Consider the following 16,250-nt stretch of genomic DNA (forward strand, 5'->3'; position numbering starts at 1 on the left):
TGGTGGTCTCGCCCCGTCTGCGCGGTGGGTCAGCGGGCCGGGAACTCCCGGTCCAGGGCCAGGTTGAGCTCCAGCACGTTCACCCCGGGCTCACCCATGAACCCGAGGCTCCGGCCGGTGGTGTGCGCGTCGACCAGGCGACGGACCGCCGCCGGGTCCGCGCCGCGCTCACGCGCGACCCGGTTCACCTGCAGCTCGGCGTACGCCGGGCTGATGTGCGGGTCGAGGCCGCTGCCGCTGGCGGTGACCGCGTCGGCGGGCACCGCGGGGTCGGCGGGCGCGTCGCCGCGGATCGGGGTGATGATCCCGCCCTCGGCCACGTAGTCCTGGTCCGGCTGGGCCAGCTCCACCGGCACGCCCTGGTAGCTGGCGAGGAACGGGGTGGCCGGGGCGGTCTGGTTGACGCTCACCACCCGGGTCACCGGGCCGGTGAGCCCGTCGGCCCGGAACACGGCCAGCACCGCGCCGACCCCGTCCGAGGTGCAGAACGCGCGGCCGCCGTCCACGCCGTTGAGCTCGCCGACGGCCTTGCTGCGCTCGCAGACCTGGGTGAGCAGGCTCTGCGTCGACTCCTCGGGGTCGCCGGCGATGGTGTCCACCACGCTCTCCGGCCCGAGGTTGCTGGCCGCGGTCGCGGTGGGGTCGTAGCCGTCGCCGGCGGCGGACGGGCGGCTCTGGAAGTAGCGCGAGATCGGGTTGCCGTCGCCGTCGGTGAACGACTGGCCGATCAGGCTGCTGCCGACGGTCCGCCCGTCGACCGTGACGAGGGACCCGTCCGCCTTGCCGGCGAGGCCGGGGATCTGGCCGACGGCGACCAGGGCGAGCGGGTAGGCCAGGCCGAGCAGGACGGTGAAGACGAGCAGGGCCCGTAGGGCAGCGAGGTGCTGGGCGAGCCAGTTGGGTAGGCGCATCACGAGATCCCTGGGATGAACTGGATGAGCAGGTCGATGAGCTTGATACCGACGAACGGCACGACGAGACCGCCGAGGCCGTAGAGCCAGAGGTTGCGGCCGAGCAGCTTCGACGCGCTCGCCGGCCGGTACCGCACGCCACGCAGGGCGAGCGGGATCAGCACGACGATGATGATCGCGTTGAAGATGACGGCGGACAGGATCGCCGACTCCGGGCTGGCGAGCCGCATGATGTTCAGCGCGTCCAGGCTCGGGTAGAGGCCGGCGAACATGGCCGGGATGATCGCGAAGTACTTCGCGACGTCGTTGGCGATCGAGAAGGTGGTCAGCGCGCCGCGCGTGATCAGCAACTGCTTGCCGATCTCGACGATCTCGATGAGCTTCGTCGGGTCGGAGTCGAGGTCGACCATGTTGCCGGCCTCCTTGGCGGCCGACGTACCGGTGTTCATCGCCACGCCGACGTCGGCCTGGGCGAGCGCCGGCGCGTCGTTGGTGCCGTCACCGGTCATCGCGACCAGCCGGCCGCCCTCCTGCTCCTTCTTGATCAGGGCGAGCTTGTCCTCCGGCGTGGCCTCGGCGAGGAAGTCGTCCACGCCGGCCTCGTCCGCGATCGCCTTCGCGGTCCGCGGGTTGTCGCCGGTGATCATCACGGTCCGGATGCCCATCCGGCGCATCTCGTCGAACCGCTCACGCATCCCGGACTTCACCACGTCCTTCAGGTGGATGACGCCGAGCGCGCGGGCCGGCTGGCCGTCGAGGTGCTCGGCGACCACCAGCGGGGTGCCACCGGTGCCGCTGATCGCGTCGACCAGGCTGCCGACCTGGGCGGTCGGGTGGCCACCGTTGTCGCGTACCCACTTCATCACCGCCGACGCGGCGCCCTTGCGGATCCGGCGGACGCCACCGTCGACGCTCTCCGCACCGAGGTCGACGCCGCTCATCCGGGTCTCCGCGGTGAACGGCACGAAGGTGGCGTGCGGCATCACGCCGGGCTCGCGCTCACGCAGCCCGTACTCGTTCTTGGCGAGCACCACCACCGAGCGCCCCTCCGGGGTCTCGTCGGCGAGGCTGGAGAGCTGGGCGGCGTCGGCCATGTCCGCGTCCGCCACCCCGTCGACCGGGAGGAACTCGGCGGCCTGCCGGTTGCCGAGGGTGATCGTGCCGGTCTTGTCCAGCAGCAGCGTGTTCACGTCGCCGGCTGCCTCGACCGCTCGGCCGCTCACCGCGAGCACGTTGCGCTGCACCAGGCGGTCCATGCCGGCGATGCCGATCGCCGACAGCAGCGCGCCGATCGTGGTGGGGATCAGGCAGACCAGCAGGGACACCAGCACCACGCCGGTGACCCCGGAGTCGGTGATCGCGCCGGTGTCCGTGGCGGCGGCCTGGTAGCCCTTGGAGAAGATCGCCAGCGGCTGGAGGGTGACCACCGCGAGCAGGAAGATCACCGTGAGCGCGGCGAGCAGGATGTTCAGCGCGATCTCGTTCGGCGTCTTCTGCCGGTTGGCGCCCTCCACCAGGGCGATCATCCGGTCGATGAAGCTCTCGCCCGGCTTCTGGGTGATCTTGACGACGATCCGGTCGGAGAGGACCTTGGTGCCGCCGGTGACCGCGCTGCGGTCGCCGCCGGACTCCCGGATCACCGGCGCGGACTCACCGGTGATGGCCGACTCGTCGACGCTGGCGATGCCCTCGACGACGTCGCCGTCGCCGGGGATGGTGCCACCCGCCTCGACCAGGACGATGTCGCCCTGCTTCAACTCCGGGGCGGGCACGGCCTCGTCCCGGTACCGGTTCGCCGGCATGCCCGGCGCCCAGCCGATCAGCCGGGTGGCGATGGTGTCCCGCTTCGCCTGGCGCAGGCTGGCCGCCTGCGCCTTGCCCCGGCCCTCCGCCACGGCCTCGGCCAGGTTGGCGAAGAGCACGGTCAGCCAGAGCCAGACGGTGATGGCCCAGGCGAACACGGACGGGTCCGCGATCGCGAGCACGGTGGTGAAGACGGCGCCGATCTCGACGATCAGCATGACCGGGTTGCGCCACAGCGTGCGCGGGTCGAGCTTGCGCAGCGCGTCCGGCAGGGACCGGAACAGCTGCTTCGGGTCGAGCAGGCCCCCGCCGACCCGGTTGCCCTGGGTGGCCGGGGTGCCCGCGGTCGGCTGTTCGCCGGCCCCGGATGTCACCGACGTGACGGACATGTTCTCGTTCCTCATGGAGTTCACAGCCCCTCAGCCAGGGGGCCGAGCGCGAGTGCGGGCAGGAAGGTCAGCGCGACGAGGATCACCGTGACGCCGACGACCATCCCGATGAACAGGGGCCGGTGGGTCGGCAGGGTTCCCTCGGACGCCGGGGTGGGCTGCTGCCGGGCCAGCGAGCCGGCCAGGGCGAGCACGAAGATGATCGGCAGGAACCGGCCGAGCAGCATGCACAGCCCGAGCGCGGTGTCCCACCAGGTCGTGTTCACCGTGATGCCGGCGAACGCGGAGCCGTTGTTGTTGCTGGCCGAGGTGAACGCGTAGAGCACCTCGGAGAGCCCGTGCGGGCCGACGTTCAGCGCGGTCGCGTTGTTGCCGGTGGCGAACGCCGCGGCCGTGCCGATCAGCACCAGCGTCGGGGTGATCAGGAAGTACATCGAGGCGAACTTGATCTCCCGCGCCCCGATCTTCTTGCCCAGGTACTCCGGCGTGCGGCCGACCATGAGCCCGGCCACGAACACCGTGATCACCGCGAGGATCAGCAGGCCGTAGAGGCCGGCGCCGACACCACCGGGGGCGACCTCGCCGAGCATCATGTTGACGAGCGGCATCATGCCGCCGAGCGCGGTGTACGAGTCGTGGAACGAGTTGACCGCGCCGGTCGAGGTCAACGTGGTCGCCGCGGCGAAGGTCGCCGAGTTCGACACGTCGAAGCGGACCTCCTTGCCCTCCAGCGCCGCGCCGACCGCCTGGGGCACGGTGCCGTGCCCGGCCAGTTCGAAGACGTTGGTCAGCGTGATGCTGGCCAGCGCGAGGATCGCCATCACGGCGGCGATGGCGTACCCCTGCCGGTTCTGGCCGACCATCCGGCCGAAGACCCGGGGCAGGCTGAACGGGATCACCAGGATCAGGAAGATCTCGAGCCAGTTGGTCCAGGTGGTCGGGTTCTCGAACGGGTGGGCGCTGTTGACGTTGTAGAAGCCGCCGCCGTTGGTGCCCAGCTCCTTGATCACTTCCTGGCTGGCCACCGGCCCGCCGGTGATCGTCTGGCTGCCACCGGTCAGCGTGCTGACGTCGGTGCCGGCGGAGAGGTTCTGCACCGCGCCGCCGATCATGAGCGCGATTGCGCCGAGGACCGCGATCGGCAGCAGGATGCGCAGCGTGATCCGGGTCAGGTCGACCCAGAAGTTGCCCAGCTGCTCGGTGCGGTGCCGGGCGAAGCCACGGACCAGGGCGACCGCGATCGCGATGCCGACCGACGCGGAGACGAAGTTCTGCACCGCCAGGCCGGCCATCTGCACCAGGTGGCCCATGGTCGACTCACCGGAGTACGACTGCCAGTTGGTGTTGGTCACGAACGACACCGCGGTGTTCCAGGCGCCGTGCGGCACCACCGCGTCGAAGCCCAGCGACAGCCAGAGCTTGTTCTGCACCCGCTGGAACAGGTAGAGGAAGAGGATCGAGACGGCCGAGAAGGCCAGCACGCTGCGGGCGTACACACCCCACGTCTGCTCGGCGGCCGGGTTGACCCCGACCAGCCGGTAGATCCCGCGCTCGACGCGGGACTGCCGGGTGCCGGAGACCACCCGGTACATGTAGTCGCCGAACGGCTTGTAGACGGCGACGAGCGCCACCACCAGCGACAGGACGAAGATGACGCCGGCTGTTGTCATGGTCATCAGAAGCGCTCCGGGAACAGCAGGGCGACGACCAGGAAGATCCCCAGGCCGATCGCCAGCACCAAGCCGACAGCGTTGACCGCGCTCACAGCTTCTCCACCGCCCGGATCACCAGGGCGAGCGCCGCGAACAGCGCCACCGTCAAGACCACGAACACCACGTCAGACACGCTGACTCCTCGTACGGAAAGGGTCGTCGCGACCGCCTGCCGGTCGCGCCGGGCAATCAAAGCGCCACGGGGTGCGCGGCGACAGGGTCCATAACGCGACCATGACGGCGTCCGGCGCTTTCTTGACGCTCTTTTCACAGCCCGTCCCCCATCAGGTGAAGCGGGCCACAAGAGCCACGCACCCCTCCGACGGGGGTCAGGCGCGCGCGCCCCAACTGGGCAGGATCGGGGGGAGATCGGCCAGGAGCGCCGACGAGCCGCGCGCCGACGGGGCGGCGGCCGGGTCGTCGGCCTGCTGCCGGCCGTACTGGTCGGGGAGATCACCCCAGCCCCGGTAGGGCCGGGGCGAGTCCGCCGGCCGCGGTTCGGGGGTCTCTCCCGATGGCTGCCGCACCCGGCAGAGATGGGTCCAGTCCTGGCCCAGGTCGAACACGTAGGCGAAGGACGCGCCCACCGGAACGAGGTCGAGATGGCTGGTCCGGCCGTCGCGGGTGCCCGGGAAGGCCGGGCCGTCGCGCCAGGCCGACCAGCTGACGTCGGTGCCGTCCGGCAGCACGAACATGCGCAGGTGCGCGAGGTCCCAGCGGCCGAACGCGACGTCGATCGCCTCGGCCAACTGGGCGAAGGTGTGCCGTCTGCCGGCGAGGAAGACCCGGCCGGGACGCGGCCACCAGTCCCGGCCCCGCCCGGTCACCAGCTCGACCGAGATCGACAACGACGCGTCCGGCGGCGCGGGAAGCACGCCGCCGGACGGTCCGGCCTTAGGCCGCACGGTGCAACCCGGCGGGACCGTCCGGCGGCGCGACCACCGGCTGGGTGGTCGACGGCAGGGGGCGGGGCACGACGGTCGGGGCCGGACTCGGCGACGGCCCCGGTGCCGGCACGGACGAGCGCATGTGGCGGTAACCGGTCCCCAGCGCGGCGGCGAACCCGATCACGGCGGTGTAGGCCCAGGCGGAGGTGGACGTGTCGACGAGTTCGCCGAACTGGTTGACCAGGAACCCGATGAAGGTCAGCGCGCCCAGCACGGTCACCGCGGCCACCGCCCGCAGGTCCGGTACGACGGCGGCGAACCCGCCGACGGCGATCGCCACCACGAGCAGCCGCCCGGGCAGATCGACCGGCGGGAAGAGCGCCGCCGCCAGCAGCGTCGCACCGATCACCAGCAGGGCACCGACCGCGATGTTGATCCCGGTCGGGGTCCGACAGTCCTCCGTCCCGGTTGCCCGGTCATGATCGCCGCTCACGGCACGCCTCCGCCGAACGCGAGCCCGCCGTCCGGGCCCGTACGTCGCCATACCAATCCGGCGGCCGGGCCACCGTCGATGGTTTTCACGCACCCGTGACGCCGGAAGCGGATTTCTTGACGGCGCCATAACGCCGGTTCACCACGCGCGGCGGAGCGCCGGACGGCCGGCGTGAAAGTGCCGTACGTATTCGCGGCCGCGCCGTAAAGAACATGTATCGGAGGAGGAACTGGCCATCCCGCGCGGCGCATCGTGAGTCGCATGGTCAGCTCTCTCACCCCGCCCGGCACCGAGGCCGAGGAACCCCGCCGCCCGACCACCCCACCACCGGGTGCCGCCACCCCCGGCGGTCGCCGGTGGCCGGTCGGCCGACGGGACCGCAACACGGCGGGCCGGGATCGGCTATCCGTGTCGGGCGGCCTGGCCGCGCTCTCGCTGGACGCGATGGCGTCGGTCTCGTACGGCCCGGAGGCGATCGTGCTGGTGCTCGCCGCCGCGGGCGGCGCCGGCCTGGGCCTCACCCTGCCGGTCACCCTGGCGATCGCCGGCCTGCTCGCGGTGCTCGTGCTCTCCTACCGGCAGGTGATCGCCTCGTTCCCCGACGGCGGCGGCGCCTACGCCGTCGCTAAGCGGCACCTGTCCCGGCGTACCAGCCTTGTCGCGGCGGCCTCCCTCGTGGTCGACTACGTGCTGAACGTGGCCGTGTCGGTCGCCGCCGGCGTCGCCGCGCTGACCTCGGCCTTCCCGGCGCTGCTGCCGTACACCGTGCAGCTCTGCCTGGGCGTGCTGGTGCTGATCACCGCCGTCAACCTGCGCGGCATCGCGGCCAGCGCCCGGGCGTTCATCGTGCCCACCGCGATCTTCGTCGGCGCGATCTTCACGGTGATCGTCGCGGGTCTGCTGCGGAGCGAACCGGCGCACCTGAGCGAGGCGGCTCCGGCCGCCGGGCCGCTACAGGCGGTCGGTGCGCTGCTGCTGCTCAAGGCCTTCGCCAACGGCTGCGCCGCGCTGACCGGCGTGGAGGCGATCGCGAACGCGGTCCCGTCGTTCCGCGAGCCCGCCGTCCGACGCGCCCAGCGGGCCGAGGTCGCGCTCGGCGCCCTGCTCGGCGTCATGCTGATCGGTCTGGCCACGCTGATCGGGCGATTCCAGCTTCACCCCGTCGAGGGGGTGACCGTCCTGGCCCAGCTCACCGACGCCGCGCTGGGGCACGGGGTCGGCTTCTACGTCGTGCAGTTCGCCACCATGGTGCTGCTCGCGCTGGCCGCGAACACGTCGTTCGGTGGGCTCCCGGTGCTGGCCCGGCTGCTGGCCGAGGACAACTACCTGCCCCACGTGTTCGCCCTGCGCGCCCGCCGCCAGGTGCACCGCTACGGCGTCCTGGTGCTGTCCGCGGTCGCCGGTGTGCTGCTGGTGGCCGCGAACGGCCAGATGAACACGCTCGTCCCGCTCTTCGCGATCGGCGTCTTCGTCGGCTTCACCATCGCCCAGTACGGGATGGTCCGGCACTGGCTGCTCGAACGCGGTCAGGGCTGGCGGTGGAAGCTGGCGCTCAACGGCTTCGGCGCCGTGCTGACCTTCGCCGCCGCCATCGTCACCACCGCCAGCAAGCTCTCCGAGGGCGCCTGGCTCATCGTGCTCACCCTGCCGCTGCTGGTGTTCGGCTTCGAGTGGGTGCACCGGGCGTACCAGCGCTTCGGCGTGAGCCTCCGGCTCGGCCAGACGCCCGCCCCGCCCCGGCCCGGGCCGTCGGTGGTGGTCGTCCCGGTCGGCGACGTCTCCGAGTTGACCCGGCGGGCCCTGGCCGCCGCGCTGTCCCTGGGCGACGAGGTCACCGCGGTCCACGTCACGTACGCGGACGAGCCGGGCTCCGCGGACCGGTTCCGCGGGAGGTGGGAGGCCTGGCACCCGGATGTGCCGGTGGCGGTCGTCGAGTCGACCGACCGGGACCTGGGCCGGCCGGTGGTCGAGCACCTCCGGCGGCACTACCCGGGACGGCACGTGTTCGTGGTCATCCCGGAGGTCGCGCCGCAGCGGCGGTGGGAGCGGATCCTGCGGAACAACCGCGGTGCCGTGCTGGAGCGGGCGGTCCGCCGGGACAGTGACGCGATCGTCTGCCGGATGCGCTTCCCGGTGCCCGCGCCGAATCGAGTCGCGCCCACGGACGCTCCGGCCGGGGCGTGACACCCGGCCCTGGTGGGTGGACGCCCTTTCGGCCGCCGGCACACGGCCGCCCCGGGCGCGTTCCGGATCTGTTGACACACCGCGGGGCGGGCACGAGGGTGGGGCCATGCCGACGCCCGACCGCCACCCCTCGCCCTGGCGTGAGCCGGAGCACGACGACCTGGCCGACCTCGCCCGCACCTTCTTCACGAAGGAAGTGCTGCCGCACGCCGACCGACTGGCCGCCCAGGGGCACCCGGACCGCGAGCACTACCGCCGCGCCGGCGAGCTGGGCCTGCTCGGTCTCTCCGTGCCGGAGCAGTACGGCGGCGGGGGCGGCGGCTTCACCCACGAGGCGGTCGTGCTGCAGGAGCAGGCGTACGCCGGGGAGGCCAGCCTGGGCCTGGCCGTCCACAGCGGCATCGTCACCGGCTACCTGGTGGCGTACGGCAGCGACGAACAGAAGCGGCGCTGGCTGCCCGGGCTGTGCAGCGGCGAGTTGGTCGGGGCCATCGCGATGACCGAGCCGGACGGCGGCTCGGACCTCCAGGCGATGCGCACCCGCGCGGTGCGCGACGGCGACGACTACGTGGTGACCGGGGCGAAGACCTTCATCAGCAACGGTGGCCTCGCCGACCTGATCATCGTGGCCGTCAAGACCGACCCGGAGCAGCGCGCGGCCGGCATCTCGCTGCTCGTCTGCGACGTGAGCGGCGATCCCGAGGGCTTCCGCCGCGGCCGGCTGCTCGCCAAGATCGGGCTGCACGCCAACGACACCGCGGAGCTGTTCTTCGACGGGCTCCGGGTGCCCGCCGCGAACCTGCTCGGCGACGCCGAGGGGCTCGGCTTCGTCCAGCTCATGCAGCAGCTCCCGCAGGAGCGGCTGGTGCTCGCCGTGGGCGCGGTGGCCGCGATGGAGCGGGCCGTCGAGCTGACCGTGGCGTACACCAAGGCGCGCACCGCGTTCGGCAAGCCGCTGCTCGGGCACCAGAACACCCGGATGGTGCTCGCCGAGTGCGCCACCCGGGCCCGCACCGGGCGGGTCTTCCTGGACGACTGCGTCGCCCGGCACGCCCGGGGCGAGCTGGACGTGGCGACCGCCGCGATGGCCAAGTACTGGCTGACCGAGGGGCAGTGCGAGGTGATCGACCGGTGCCTGCAACTGTTCGGCGGCTACGGCTACACCACCGAGTACCCGATCGCCCGGATGTACGCCGACGCCCGGGCCCAGAAGATCTACGGCGGCACCAACGAGATCATGAAGGAGCTGATCGCGCGTGCCCTCTGACGGCGGTCCAGGACCGGTCCCGGCCGGGTCGGGCCCAGTCGGGTCGGGGGCGGACGGGCCCGGTGTGGGCGGCGGGGCTCTTGTGGGCGGTGGGGCTCCTGTGACCGGCGGGCCGCTCGCTGGGGTACGGGTGGTCGAGCTGGCCAGCCTCGCCCCCGCCCCGTTCGGCTGCATGGTGCTCGCCGACCTCGGCGCCGACGTGGTCCGCGTCGACCGGCCCGGTGGCCCCGCCGCCGGCCGGCTCGCCGCGCCGCCGGGCGGCCCGTTGCAGCGCGGCCGGCGGGTCACCGCGCTGGACCTGAAGTCGCCAGACGGGGTGGCGGACCTGCTTCGCCTGGTGGAGCGCGCGGACGTGCTCGTCGAGGCGTTCCGGCCGGGGGTGGCCGAGCGGCTCGGCTTCGGGCCGGAGACCTGCCGGGCCCACAACCCCCGACTGGTGTACGCCCGAATGACCGGCTGGGGGCAGGACGGCCCGCTGGCGCCCCGGGCCGGGCACGACATCGACTACATCGCCGTGGCCGGCGCGCTGGAGCCGCTGGGCCGGGCCGACGAGCGTCCACACGCGCCGTTGAACCTGATCGGGGACTTCGCCGGTGGCGGGATGCTGCTCGCCGTCGGCGTGCTCGCCGCGCTGCTCGAACGGGAACGCTCCGGCGTCGGGCAGGTGGTGGACGCCGCCATGGTCGACGGCTCCGCGCTGCTCACCGCGTTTCTGCACGGAATGCTCGGCACCGGTCTCTGGTCCGCGGGGCGTGGGCGCAACCTGCTCGACGGCGGGGCGCCGTTCTACGACACGTACCGCACCGCCGACGGCGGTTTCGTGGCGGTCGGGGCGCTGGAGCCGGCGTTCTACGCCGCCCTCCTCACCGGCCTGGGCCTGGCCGACGACCCCGACCTGCCGGCCCAGTACGACCCGGCGGGCTGGGACGAGCTGCGCCGCCGGTTCGCGGACCGGTTCGCGACCCGGACCCGGGACGAGTGGACGGCCGTCTTCGCCGACCTGGACGCCTGCGTGGCGCCGGTACTCGCCCCGGCCGAGGCGCACCGGCACCCGCACAACGCCGCCCGGGGCACCTTCGTCGAGGTCGGCGGGGAGGTCCAGCCAGCCCCGGCGCCCCGGTTCGGGCGTACGCCGGCGGCACCGCCGACCCCGGCGCCCGACCCGGACCGGGAGTTGCTGCCCGTGTCGACGGTGATCGAGGAGTGGTCGGCCTGACCCGCTGAGCAGATCTTGGTTGGAAACGGCCCCTGGAGGGGCCGTTTCCAACCAAGATCCCGGCGGTCAGCGGGTTGCGGTGACCGGTTCCGGGGTCGGGGTGGCGGGGGTGGTGAGGGTGGGGTCTGGGTCGGGCTCGTCGTGGTGGTCGTCGAGCATGGTGGCCTCGTCGAACGGCAGTTCGCCGGCGAGCACCGCCTGGGCCTGGTCCCGGTCGAACTCGCCGGTCCAGCGGCCGACCAGGACGGTGGCGACCGCGTTGCCGGCGAAGTTGGTCAACGCCCGCGCCTCGGACATGAACCGGTCGATGCCCACGATGAGGCCGACGCCGTCCACCAGGTCCGGGCGGTGCGACTGGAGGCCGCCGGCCAGGGTGGCGAGGCCCGCGCCGGTGATGCCGGCCGCACCCTTCGAGGCGATGATCATGAAGACGAGCAGCGAGATCTGCTCGCCGACCGACAGCGGGTCGCCCATCGCCGAGGCGATGAAGAGCGAGGCCATGGTCAGGTAGATCGCGGTGCCGTCCAGGTTGAACGAGTACCCGGTCGGCACCGTGATGCCGACCACCGGCTTGCTGACCCCGAAGTGCTCCATCTTGGCGATCAGCCGGGGCAGCGCCGACTCCGACGAGGAGGTCGACACGATCAGCAGGAACTCGCGGCCCAGGTAGCGCAGCAGCGAGAAGATCGAGATCCGGGCGACCAGCCACAGCATCGCGCCGAGCACCACCAGCACGAAGATCAGACACGTCGCGTAGAAGCCCAGCATGATCTGCGCCAGGCTCTTCAACGCGTCCACGCCGGTCGCGCCGACCACGGCGGCGATCGCGCCGAACGCACCGACCGGCGCCAGCCACATGATCATGGTGAGGATCTTGAAGACCAGCCGCTGGATCGTGCCGACGGCCCGCAGCACCGGCTCGCCCCGCCTGCCCATGCCCTGGACGGCGAAGCCGACCAGCAGGGCGACCAGCAGGGTCTGGAGCACCTCGCCGCCGGTCAGCGCCGAGAGCAGCGACGTCGGGATGATGCCGAGCAGGAAGTCGACGGTCCCCTGGCTCTCGGTGCCGGCGGCCTTCTGACCGGCCTCGGCCAGCTCGTTGCTCAGCTGCAGTCCGGCGCCGGGGTGGATCAGGTTGCCGACCACCAGGCCGATGGCCAGCGCGACGGTCGACATGATCAGGAAGTAGCCGAGCGCCAGGCCGCCGACCTTGCCGACCTTGGCGGCCTGCCGGACGGAGCCGACGCCGAGCACGATGGTGCAGAAGATGACCGGGCTGATCATCATCTTGATCAGCGCGACGAAGCCGGTGCCCAGGGGCTTGAGCTCCTGCGCCACGTCGGGTGCGACGAAGCCGAGGACGATGCCCGCCAGGACAGCGACGATCACCGCGAGGTAGAGGAGATGGGTGCGGTCCCGCCGGGGCCGCGTGGCCGGTGTGCTGGTGGTGGGGGTCTGCATGGCTGAGACTGTGGCGCAGATCTCAACCGGAATCAGCCTTGCGTTCATTCTGTTCACCGACCTGAACTGTCGGCGAACCAGGGTGACCCGTCACGACGAGGAGACATGACCGGACGGAAGTGGAGCATCGCCGGGCAGCTGTTCGCCCTCCAGGTCGTGGTGGTCACGCTGCTCGTGGCGGCCGCCACCGCGGGGGTCGCCCTGGTTGCCCGCGCCGACGCCCGGGCAGCGGCCCGCGAGGAGGTGCTCGCGGTGGCCGAGACGGTCGCCCGCTCGCCGCAGGTGGCCGCCGCGCTGCGCACCCCACGCCCGTCGGCCACCCTCCAGCCGTACGCCGAGTCGATCCGGGCCGCCACGAGAACGGACTTCGTGGTGGTGATGACCCCGGACCGGACCCGCCACTCGCACACGGACCCGGCGCAGATCGGCCGGCCGTTCATCGGCGAGATCGGCCCGGCGCTGGCCGGGGAACCGTTCACCGTGGTCAACACCGGCACGCTCGGCGAGTCGGTCCGGGCGGTGGTGCCGGTACGCGAGTCGGACGGCACGGTCGTCGGGCTGGTGTCGGTCGGCATCACCACCGAGGCGATCAACCGGGAACTGCTCGACAGGTCCCCGCTGCTGCTCGTCGGCACCGCCGCCGCGCTGGCTCTGGCCGCCGCCGGGTCCTGGCTGCTCAGCCGGCGGCTGCGCCGGCAGACCCACGGTCTCGGCCCGGTGCAGATGACGCGGATGTACGAGTACTACGACGCGGTGCTGCACTCGGTCGGCGAGGGGCTGGTGGTGATCGGGCCGGACCGGCGGATCGGCCTGATCAACGACGAGGGCCGCCGCCTGCTCGGGCTGCCCGCCGACGCGCCGCTGGTCGACCGGCCGGTGACCGAGGTCGACCTGCCGGCCGCCCTGACCGAGCTGATCACGTCGGGCCGGGCCGCCCGGGACGAGCTGATCCTGACCGCCGACCGCGCGCTGGTCGCCAACCTCCGGCCGACCGGTGCCGATGGCCGGGCCCTCGGCACCGTGCTGACCCTGCGCGACCACACCGACCTGCGTGCGCTGACCAGCGAGCTGGACTCGGTCCGCGGGCTCACCGAGGCGCTCCGGTCACAGGCGCACGAGGCCGCGAACCGGCTGCACACCGTGCTCACCATGGTCGAGCTGGGCCGCACCGAGGAGGCCGTCCGGCTCGCCACCCGGGAGCTGGCACTGGCCCAACAGCTCACCGACCAGGTCGTCGGCGCGATCACCGAGCCGGCGCTGGCCGCGCTGCTGCTCGGCAAGTCGGCGCAGGCCGCCGAGCGGGGCGTCGAGCTGACCGTCGACCCGTCCTCCCGGCTCGACGTCGGCACCCTGCCCGCCGGGGACCTGCTCACCGTCGTGGGCAACCTCGTCGACAACGCGCTGGAGGCGGTCGCGTCCGGTGAACCGCCCCGCCGGGTCCGGGTGTACGTGGCCGAGACGGCCGGCGAGGTGCTGGTCGAGGTGACCGACAGCGGCTCGGGGCTCCCGACCGACCGGGTCGCCGACGCGTTCCGCCGAGGCTGGTCCACCAAGGCCAGCGGGCGAGGTCTCGGGCTCGCCCTGGTCGCCCAGGTGCTGGCCCGGCACGGCGGCCGGCACGAGGTGGCGACCGGCGCGGAGGGCGGGACGGTGTTCCGGGTCCGGCTGCCGGTCCCGGCGGGGCGGCCGACATGAGCGAGCGAACCGACATCAGCGGGCGGAGCGACCTGAGCGCCATCCGGGTGCTCGTCGTCGAGGACGAGGAGCTGATCGCGGAGGCGCACCGCGCGTACACCGAGCGGGTGCCGGGGTTCCGGGTGGTCGGGGTGTCGCACAACGCCCGGGAGGCGATGCGGGTGCTGCGCCGTACCGGAGACGACGCCGTCGACCTGGTGCTGCTCGACTTCCACCTGCCCGACGTGCACGGCCTGGACCTCTGCCGAGCCATGCGGGCGGCGGGCAGCGGCGCCGACGTGCTCGCCGTGACGTCGGCCCGGGACCTGACGGTGGTGCGCGCGGCGGTGGCCCTCGGGGTGACGCACTACCTGCTCAAACCGTTCACGTTCGCGGCCTTCCGCGACAAGCTGGAGCGCTACGCGGCGTACCGGCGGCAGGCGTCGGCGGGCGGGGCGGTCGCCGCCCAGCACGAGGTGGACCGGATGTTCGCCACCCTGCGCGGGACCGCGCCGGACACCCTGCCCAAGGGGCTGGGCGCGCAGACGCTCGACACCGTGCTTGACGTGCTGCGCCGGCAGCCGGGGCTGTCGGCCTCGGAGGTCGCCGAGCGCACCGGAACGTCCCGGGTCACCGCGCGCCGCTACCTCGAGCATCTGGTCGACACCGGTCGACTCACCCGCACCCCGCGGTACGGCACGCCGGGCCGGCCCGAGGTGGAGTACCGGCCCACCTGAGCGGCGGTGCGGAGACCGGGCTGCGCAACCCGGCCGGTCGTCCCGCGGACCGGACCGGACCCTGCCCCGGGTCGCCCCGCCGGCGGGAACTGCCCGGTTCCGGAGCCCGGGGAGCGCGACGGGCATGATCATGACTGATGGCGGCGTCGTACACCGCTGGACAACCGAGGAGGGGACGCGACCGTGCCGGACGCCGAGGAGCTCATCACCGCCGCCGTGGCGGCCTCCCGCGGCACCGACGTACGCCTCGCGGAGCGGCGGCTGGATCTGCTCGTGGTCGGCACCGGCACCGCGGACGGCGCGACGGCGGTGGACGCGGCGCTGCTGCGTCGCCTGGCCGGGGCCGTCGGACGGCTCTGGCCGCGTGGCTGGCAGCCGGCCGACCTCGACCGGCTGGCCGGACGGCGGCTCGGTGCGCGGCCGGCCCGGCTGCTGCGGAACGCGACGGCCGCGCAGCGGCGCGACCATCCCGGCCCGGTCCCGTCCTGGTGGGACGACCAGCTGCGCGACCTGGACGCCCGGGTGTGGTGGGACGACGACGCCCGCCACCTCACCGCCTGGGCCGCCCGGGAAGGGGTGGACCGGATCACCGCCCTGCGGGAGGCGGTCGAGGCGCTGGCGCTCGTGGAGAGCCTGCCGCCGATCGCCGTGCTCCGCCCGCCACCCGGATCGGCGACGACCGCGCCGGCGGGTGGATCGGCGACGACCGGTCCGGTCAGCCGCGGCGGTTCGCGGATCCTGGACCGGGTGCGGGCGCTGCTCGCCAAGGCGGAGTCGACCACCTTCCCGGCGGAGGCCGAGGCGCTGACCGGCAAGGCACAGGAGCTGATGGCCCGGCACAGCCTCGACGAGGCGCTGCTGGCGGCCGAGGCGCCCCGCACCGACCTGCCCGGCGGGGTGCGGCTCGGCACCGACCCCCCGTACGCGGGCGCGAAGGCGCTGCTCGTGCAGGAGGTGGCCGCGGCGAACGGCTGCGAGTCGGTCTGGTCGGACGACCTCGGCTTCGCCACGGTGCTCGGCTGGCCGGCCGACCTCGAGGCGGTCGAACTGCTCTACACGTCGCTGCTGGTGCAGGCCACCACCGCGATGCTGCGCGGCCGGGGCGAGCGCCGGGCGGCCGCCGGTCGCCGGCGTACCCGCGGCTACGACGAGTCCTTCCTGCACGCGTTCGCGCTGCGCATCGGGGAGCGGCTGCGGGCGGCCAGCGCGGCGGCGAACCGGGAGGCGGCGGAGGCCGCCGGTCCGGAGCGGCTGCTCCCGGTGCTCGCCGCCCGGAGCGAGGCGGTCCAGGAACGGCTGGAGACGCTGTTCCCGGGGGTCACCCGGCAGCGGCTGACCGTCCGGGACGCGGAGGGCTGGGCGTCCGGCACGTCGGCGGCCGACCGGGCGTCGCTCCACCCGGGCGGCGGCACCCGGCCGGGCCGACAGGTCCGCGGCGGGGAGCGCCGTCCCCGCTGATCCGCCCGGCGTGGGCGCCGACGCTCCGCCGGAATTTCTGCGACCTTCTTCGGTACGG

Annotated in this window: 14 protein-coding genes; 6 read left to right on the plus strand and 8 right to left on the minus strand. The window is 73.2% G+C overall.

Translation table 11 applies throughout. From position 1 onward, the window contains the following. Positions 1-29: 29 nt before the first annotated feature. From O7603_RS18725 to O7603_RS18755, 7 genes are all read right to left on the minus strand, one after another. Complete coding sequence (locus O7603_RS18725) at positions 30-911, minus strand: potassium-transporting ATPase subunit C (RefSeq protein ID WP_281571100.1); 882 nt, start codon at positions 909-911, stop codon at positions 30-32. Continuing rightward, on the minus strand, positions 911-3,103 hold the full coding sequence (gene kdpB / locus O7603_RS18730; protein ID WP_281571101.1) for a potassium-transporting ATPase subunit KdpB: 2,193 nt from the start codon (positions 3,101-3,103) through the stop codon (positions 911-913). Before kdpB ends, O7603_RS18725 begins: the two co-directional genes overlap by 1 nt. 20 nt (positions 3,104-3,123) lie before the next feature. Further along, a complete protein-coding gene (kdpA, locus tag O7603_RS18735) occupies positions 3,124-4,779 on the minus strand; it encodes a potassium-transporting ATPase subunit KdpA (protein ID WP_281571102.1) in 1,656 nt (551 codons plus the stop codon). Next, positions 4,779-4,868, minus strand: coding sequence for a K(+)-transporting ATPase subunit F (kdpF, locus tag O7603_RS18740; protein ID WP_091592907.1), 90 nt, complete (start codon positions 4,866-4,868; stop codon positions 4,779-4,781). Before kdpF ends, kdpA begins: the two co-directional genes overlap by 1 nt. Beyond that, positions 4,865-5,008, minus strand: coding sequence for a hypothetical protein (locus O7603_RS18745; RefSeq protein ID WP_281571103.1), 144 nt, complete (start codon positions 5,006-5,008; stop codon positions 4,865-4,867). Before O7603_RS18745 ends, kdpF begins: the two co-directional genes overlap by 4 nt. 136 nt (positions 5,009-5,144) lie before the next feature. After that, on the minus strand, positions 5,145-5,690 hold the full coding sequence (locus O7603_RS18750; protein ID WP_281571104.1) for a hypothetical protein: 546 nt from the start codon (positions 5,688-5,690) through the stop codon (positions 5,145-5,147). Between the two features lie 19 nt (positions 5,691-5,709). Next, a complete protein-coding gene (locus O7603_RS18755) occupies positions 5,710-6,195 on the minus strand; it encodes a hypothetical protein (protein ID WP_281571105.1) in 486 nt (161 codons plus the stop codon). A gap of 261 nt (positions 6,196-6,456) precedes the next feature. Here O7603_RS18755 and O7603_RS18760 point away from each other — a divergent pair, with 261 nt between their 5' ends. The 3 genes from O7603_RS18760 to O7603_RS18770 all read left to right on the plus strand — a co-directional run bounded on the left by O7603_RS18760 (position 6,457) and on the right by O7603_RS18770 (position 10,862). Beyond that, a complete protein-coding gene (locus O7603_RS18760) occupies positions 6,457-8,379 on the plus strand; it encodes an APC family permease (protein WP_281571106.1) in 1,923 nt (640 codons plus the stop codon). 106 nt (positions 8,380-8,485) lie between these two features. Further along, positions 8,486-9,646: an acyl-CoA dehydrogenase family protein gene (locus O7603_RS18765; RefSeq protein ID WP_281571107.1), complete on the plus strand. Its 1,161-nt coding sequence runs from the start codon at positions 8,486-8,488 to the stop codon at positions 9,644-9,646. A gap of 100 nt (positions 9,647-9,746) precedes the next feature. Then, positions 9,747-10,862, plus strand: a complete 1,116-nt coding sequence (locus O7603_RS18770) for a CaiB/BaiF CoA-transferase family protein (RefSeq protein ID WP_281571108.1) — start codon at positions 9,747-9,749, stop codon at positions 10,860-10,862. Between the two features lie 66 nt (positions 10,863-10,928). On the opposite strand, the gene O7603_RS18775 is transcribed toward O7603_RS18770, so the two are convergent. Continuing rightward, on the minus strand, positions 10,929-12,323 hold the full coding sequence (locus O7603_RS18775) for a cation:dicarboxylase symporter family transporter (RefSeq protein WP_281571109.1): 1,395 nt from the start codon (positions 12,321-12,323) through the stop codon (positions 10,929-10,931). A gap of 105 nt (positions 12,324-12,428) precedes the next feature. On the opposite strand from O7603_RS18775, the gene O7603_RS18780 reads away from it, so the two are divergent. The 3 genes from O7603_RS18780 to O7603_RS18790 all read left to right on the plus strand — a co-directional run bounded on the left by O7603_RS18780 (position 12,429) and on the right by O7603_RS18790 (position 16,192). Then, positions 12,429-14,018: a sensor histidine kinase gene (locus O7603_RS18780; RefSeq protein WP_281571110.1), complete on the plus strand. Its 1,590-nt coding sequence runs from the start codon at positions 12,429-12,431 to the stop codon at positions 14,016-14,018. Further along, positions 14,015-14,734 carry a response regulator gene (locus tag O7603_RS18785; protein ID WP_281571111.1) on the plus strand — a complete coding sequence of 240 codons (720 nt, stop codon included), beginning with the start codon at positions 14,015-14,017 and terminating at the stop codon, positions 14,732-14,734. The genes O7603_RS18780 and O7603_RS18785 overlap by 4 nt, the downstream gene beginning before the upstream one ends. Before the next feature lie 183 nt (positions 14,735-14,917). Beyond that, complete coding sequence (locus O7603_RS18790) at positions 14,918-16,192, plus strand: DUF2786 domain-containing protein (protein ID WP_281571112.1); 1,275 nt, start codon at positions 14,918-14,920, stop codon at positions 16,190-16,192. The last annotated feature ends 58 nt before the right edge of the window (positions 16,193-16,250 follow it).

It is taken from the genome of Micromonospora sp. WMMD812 (genome assembly GCF_027497215.1).
Taxonomy (GTDB): Bacteria; Actinomycetota; Actinomycetes; order Mycobacteriales; family Micromonosporaceae; genus Micromonospora.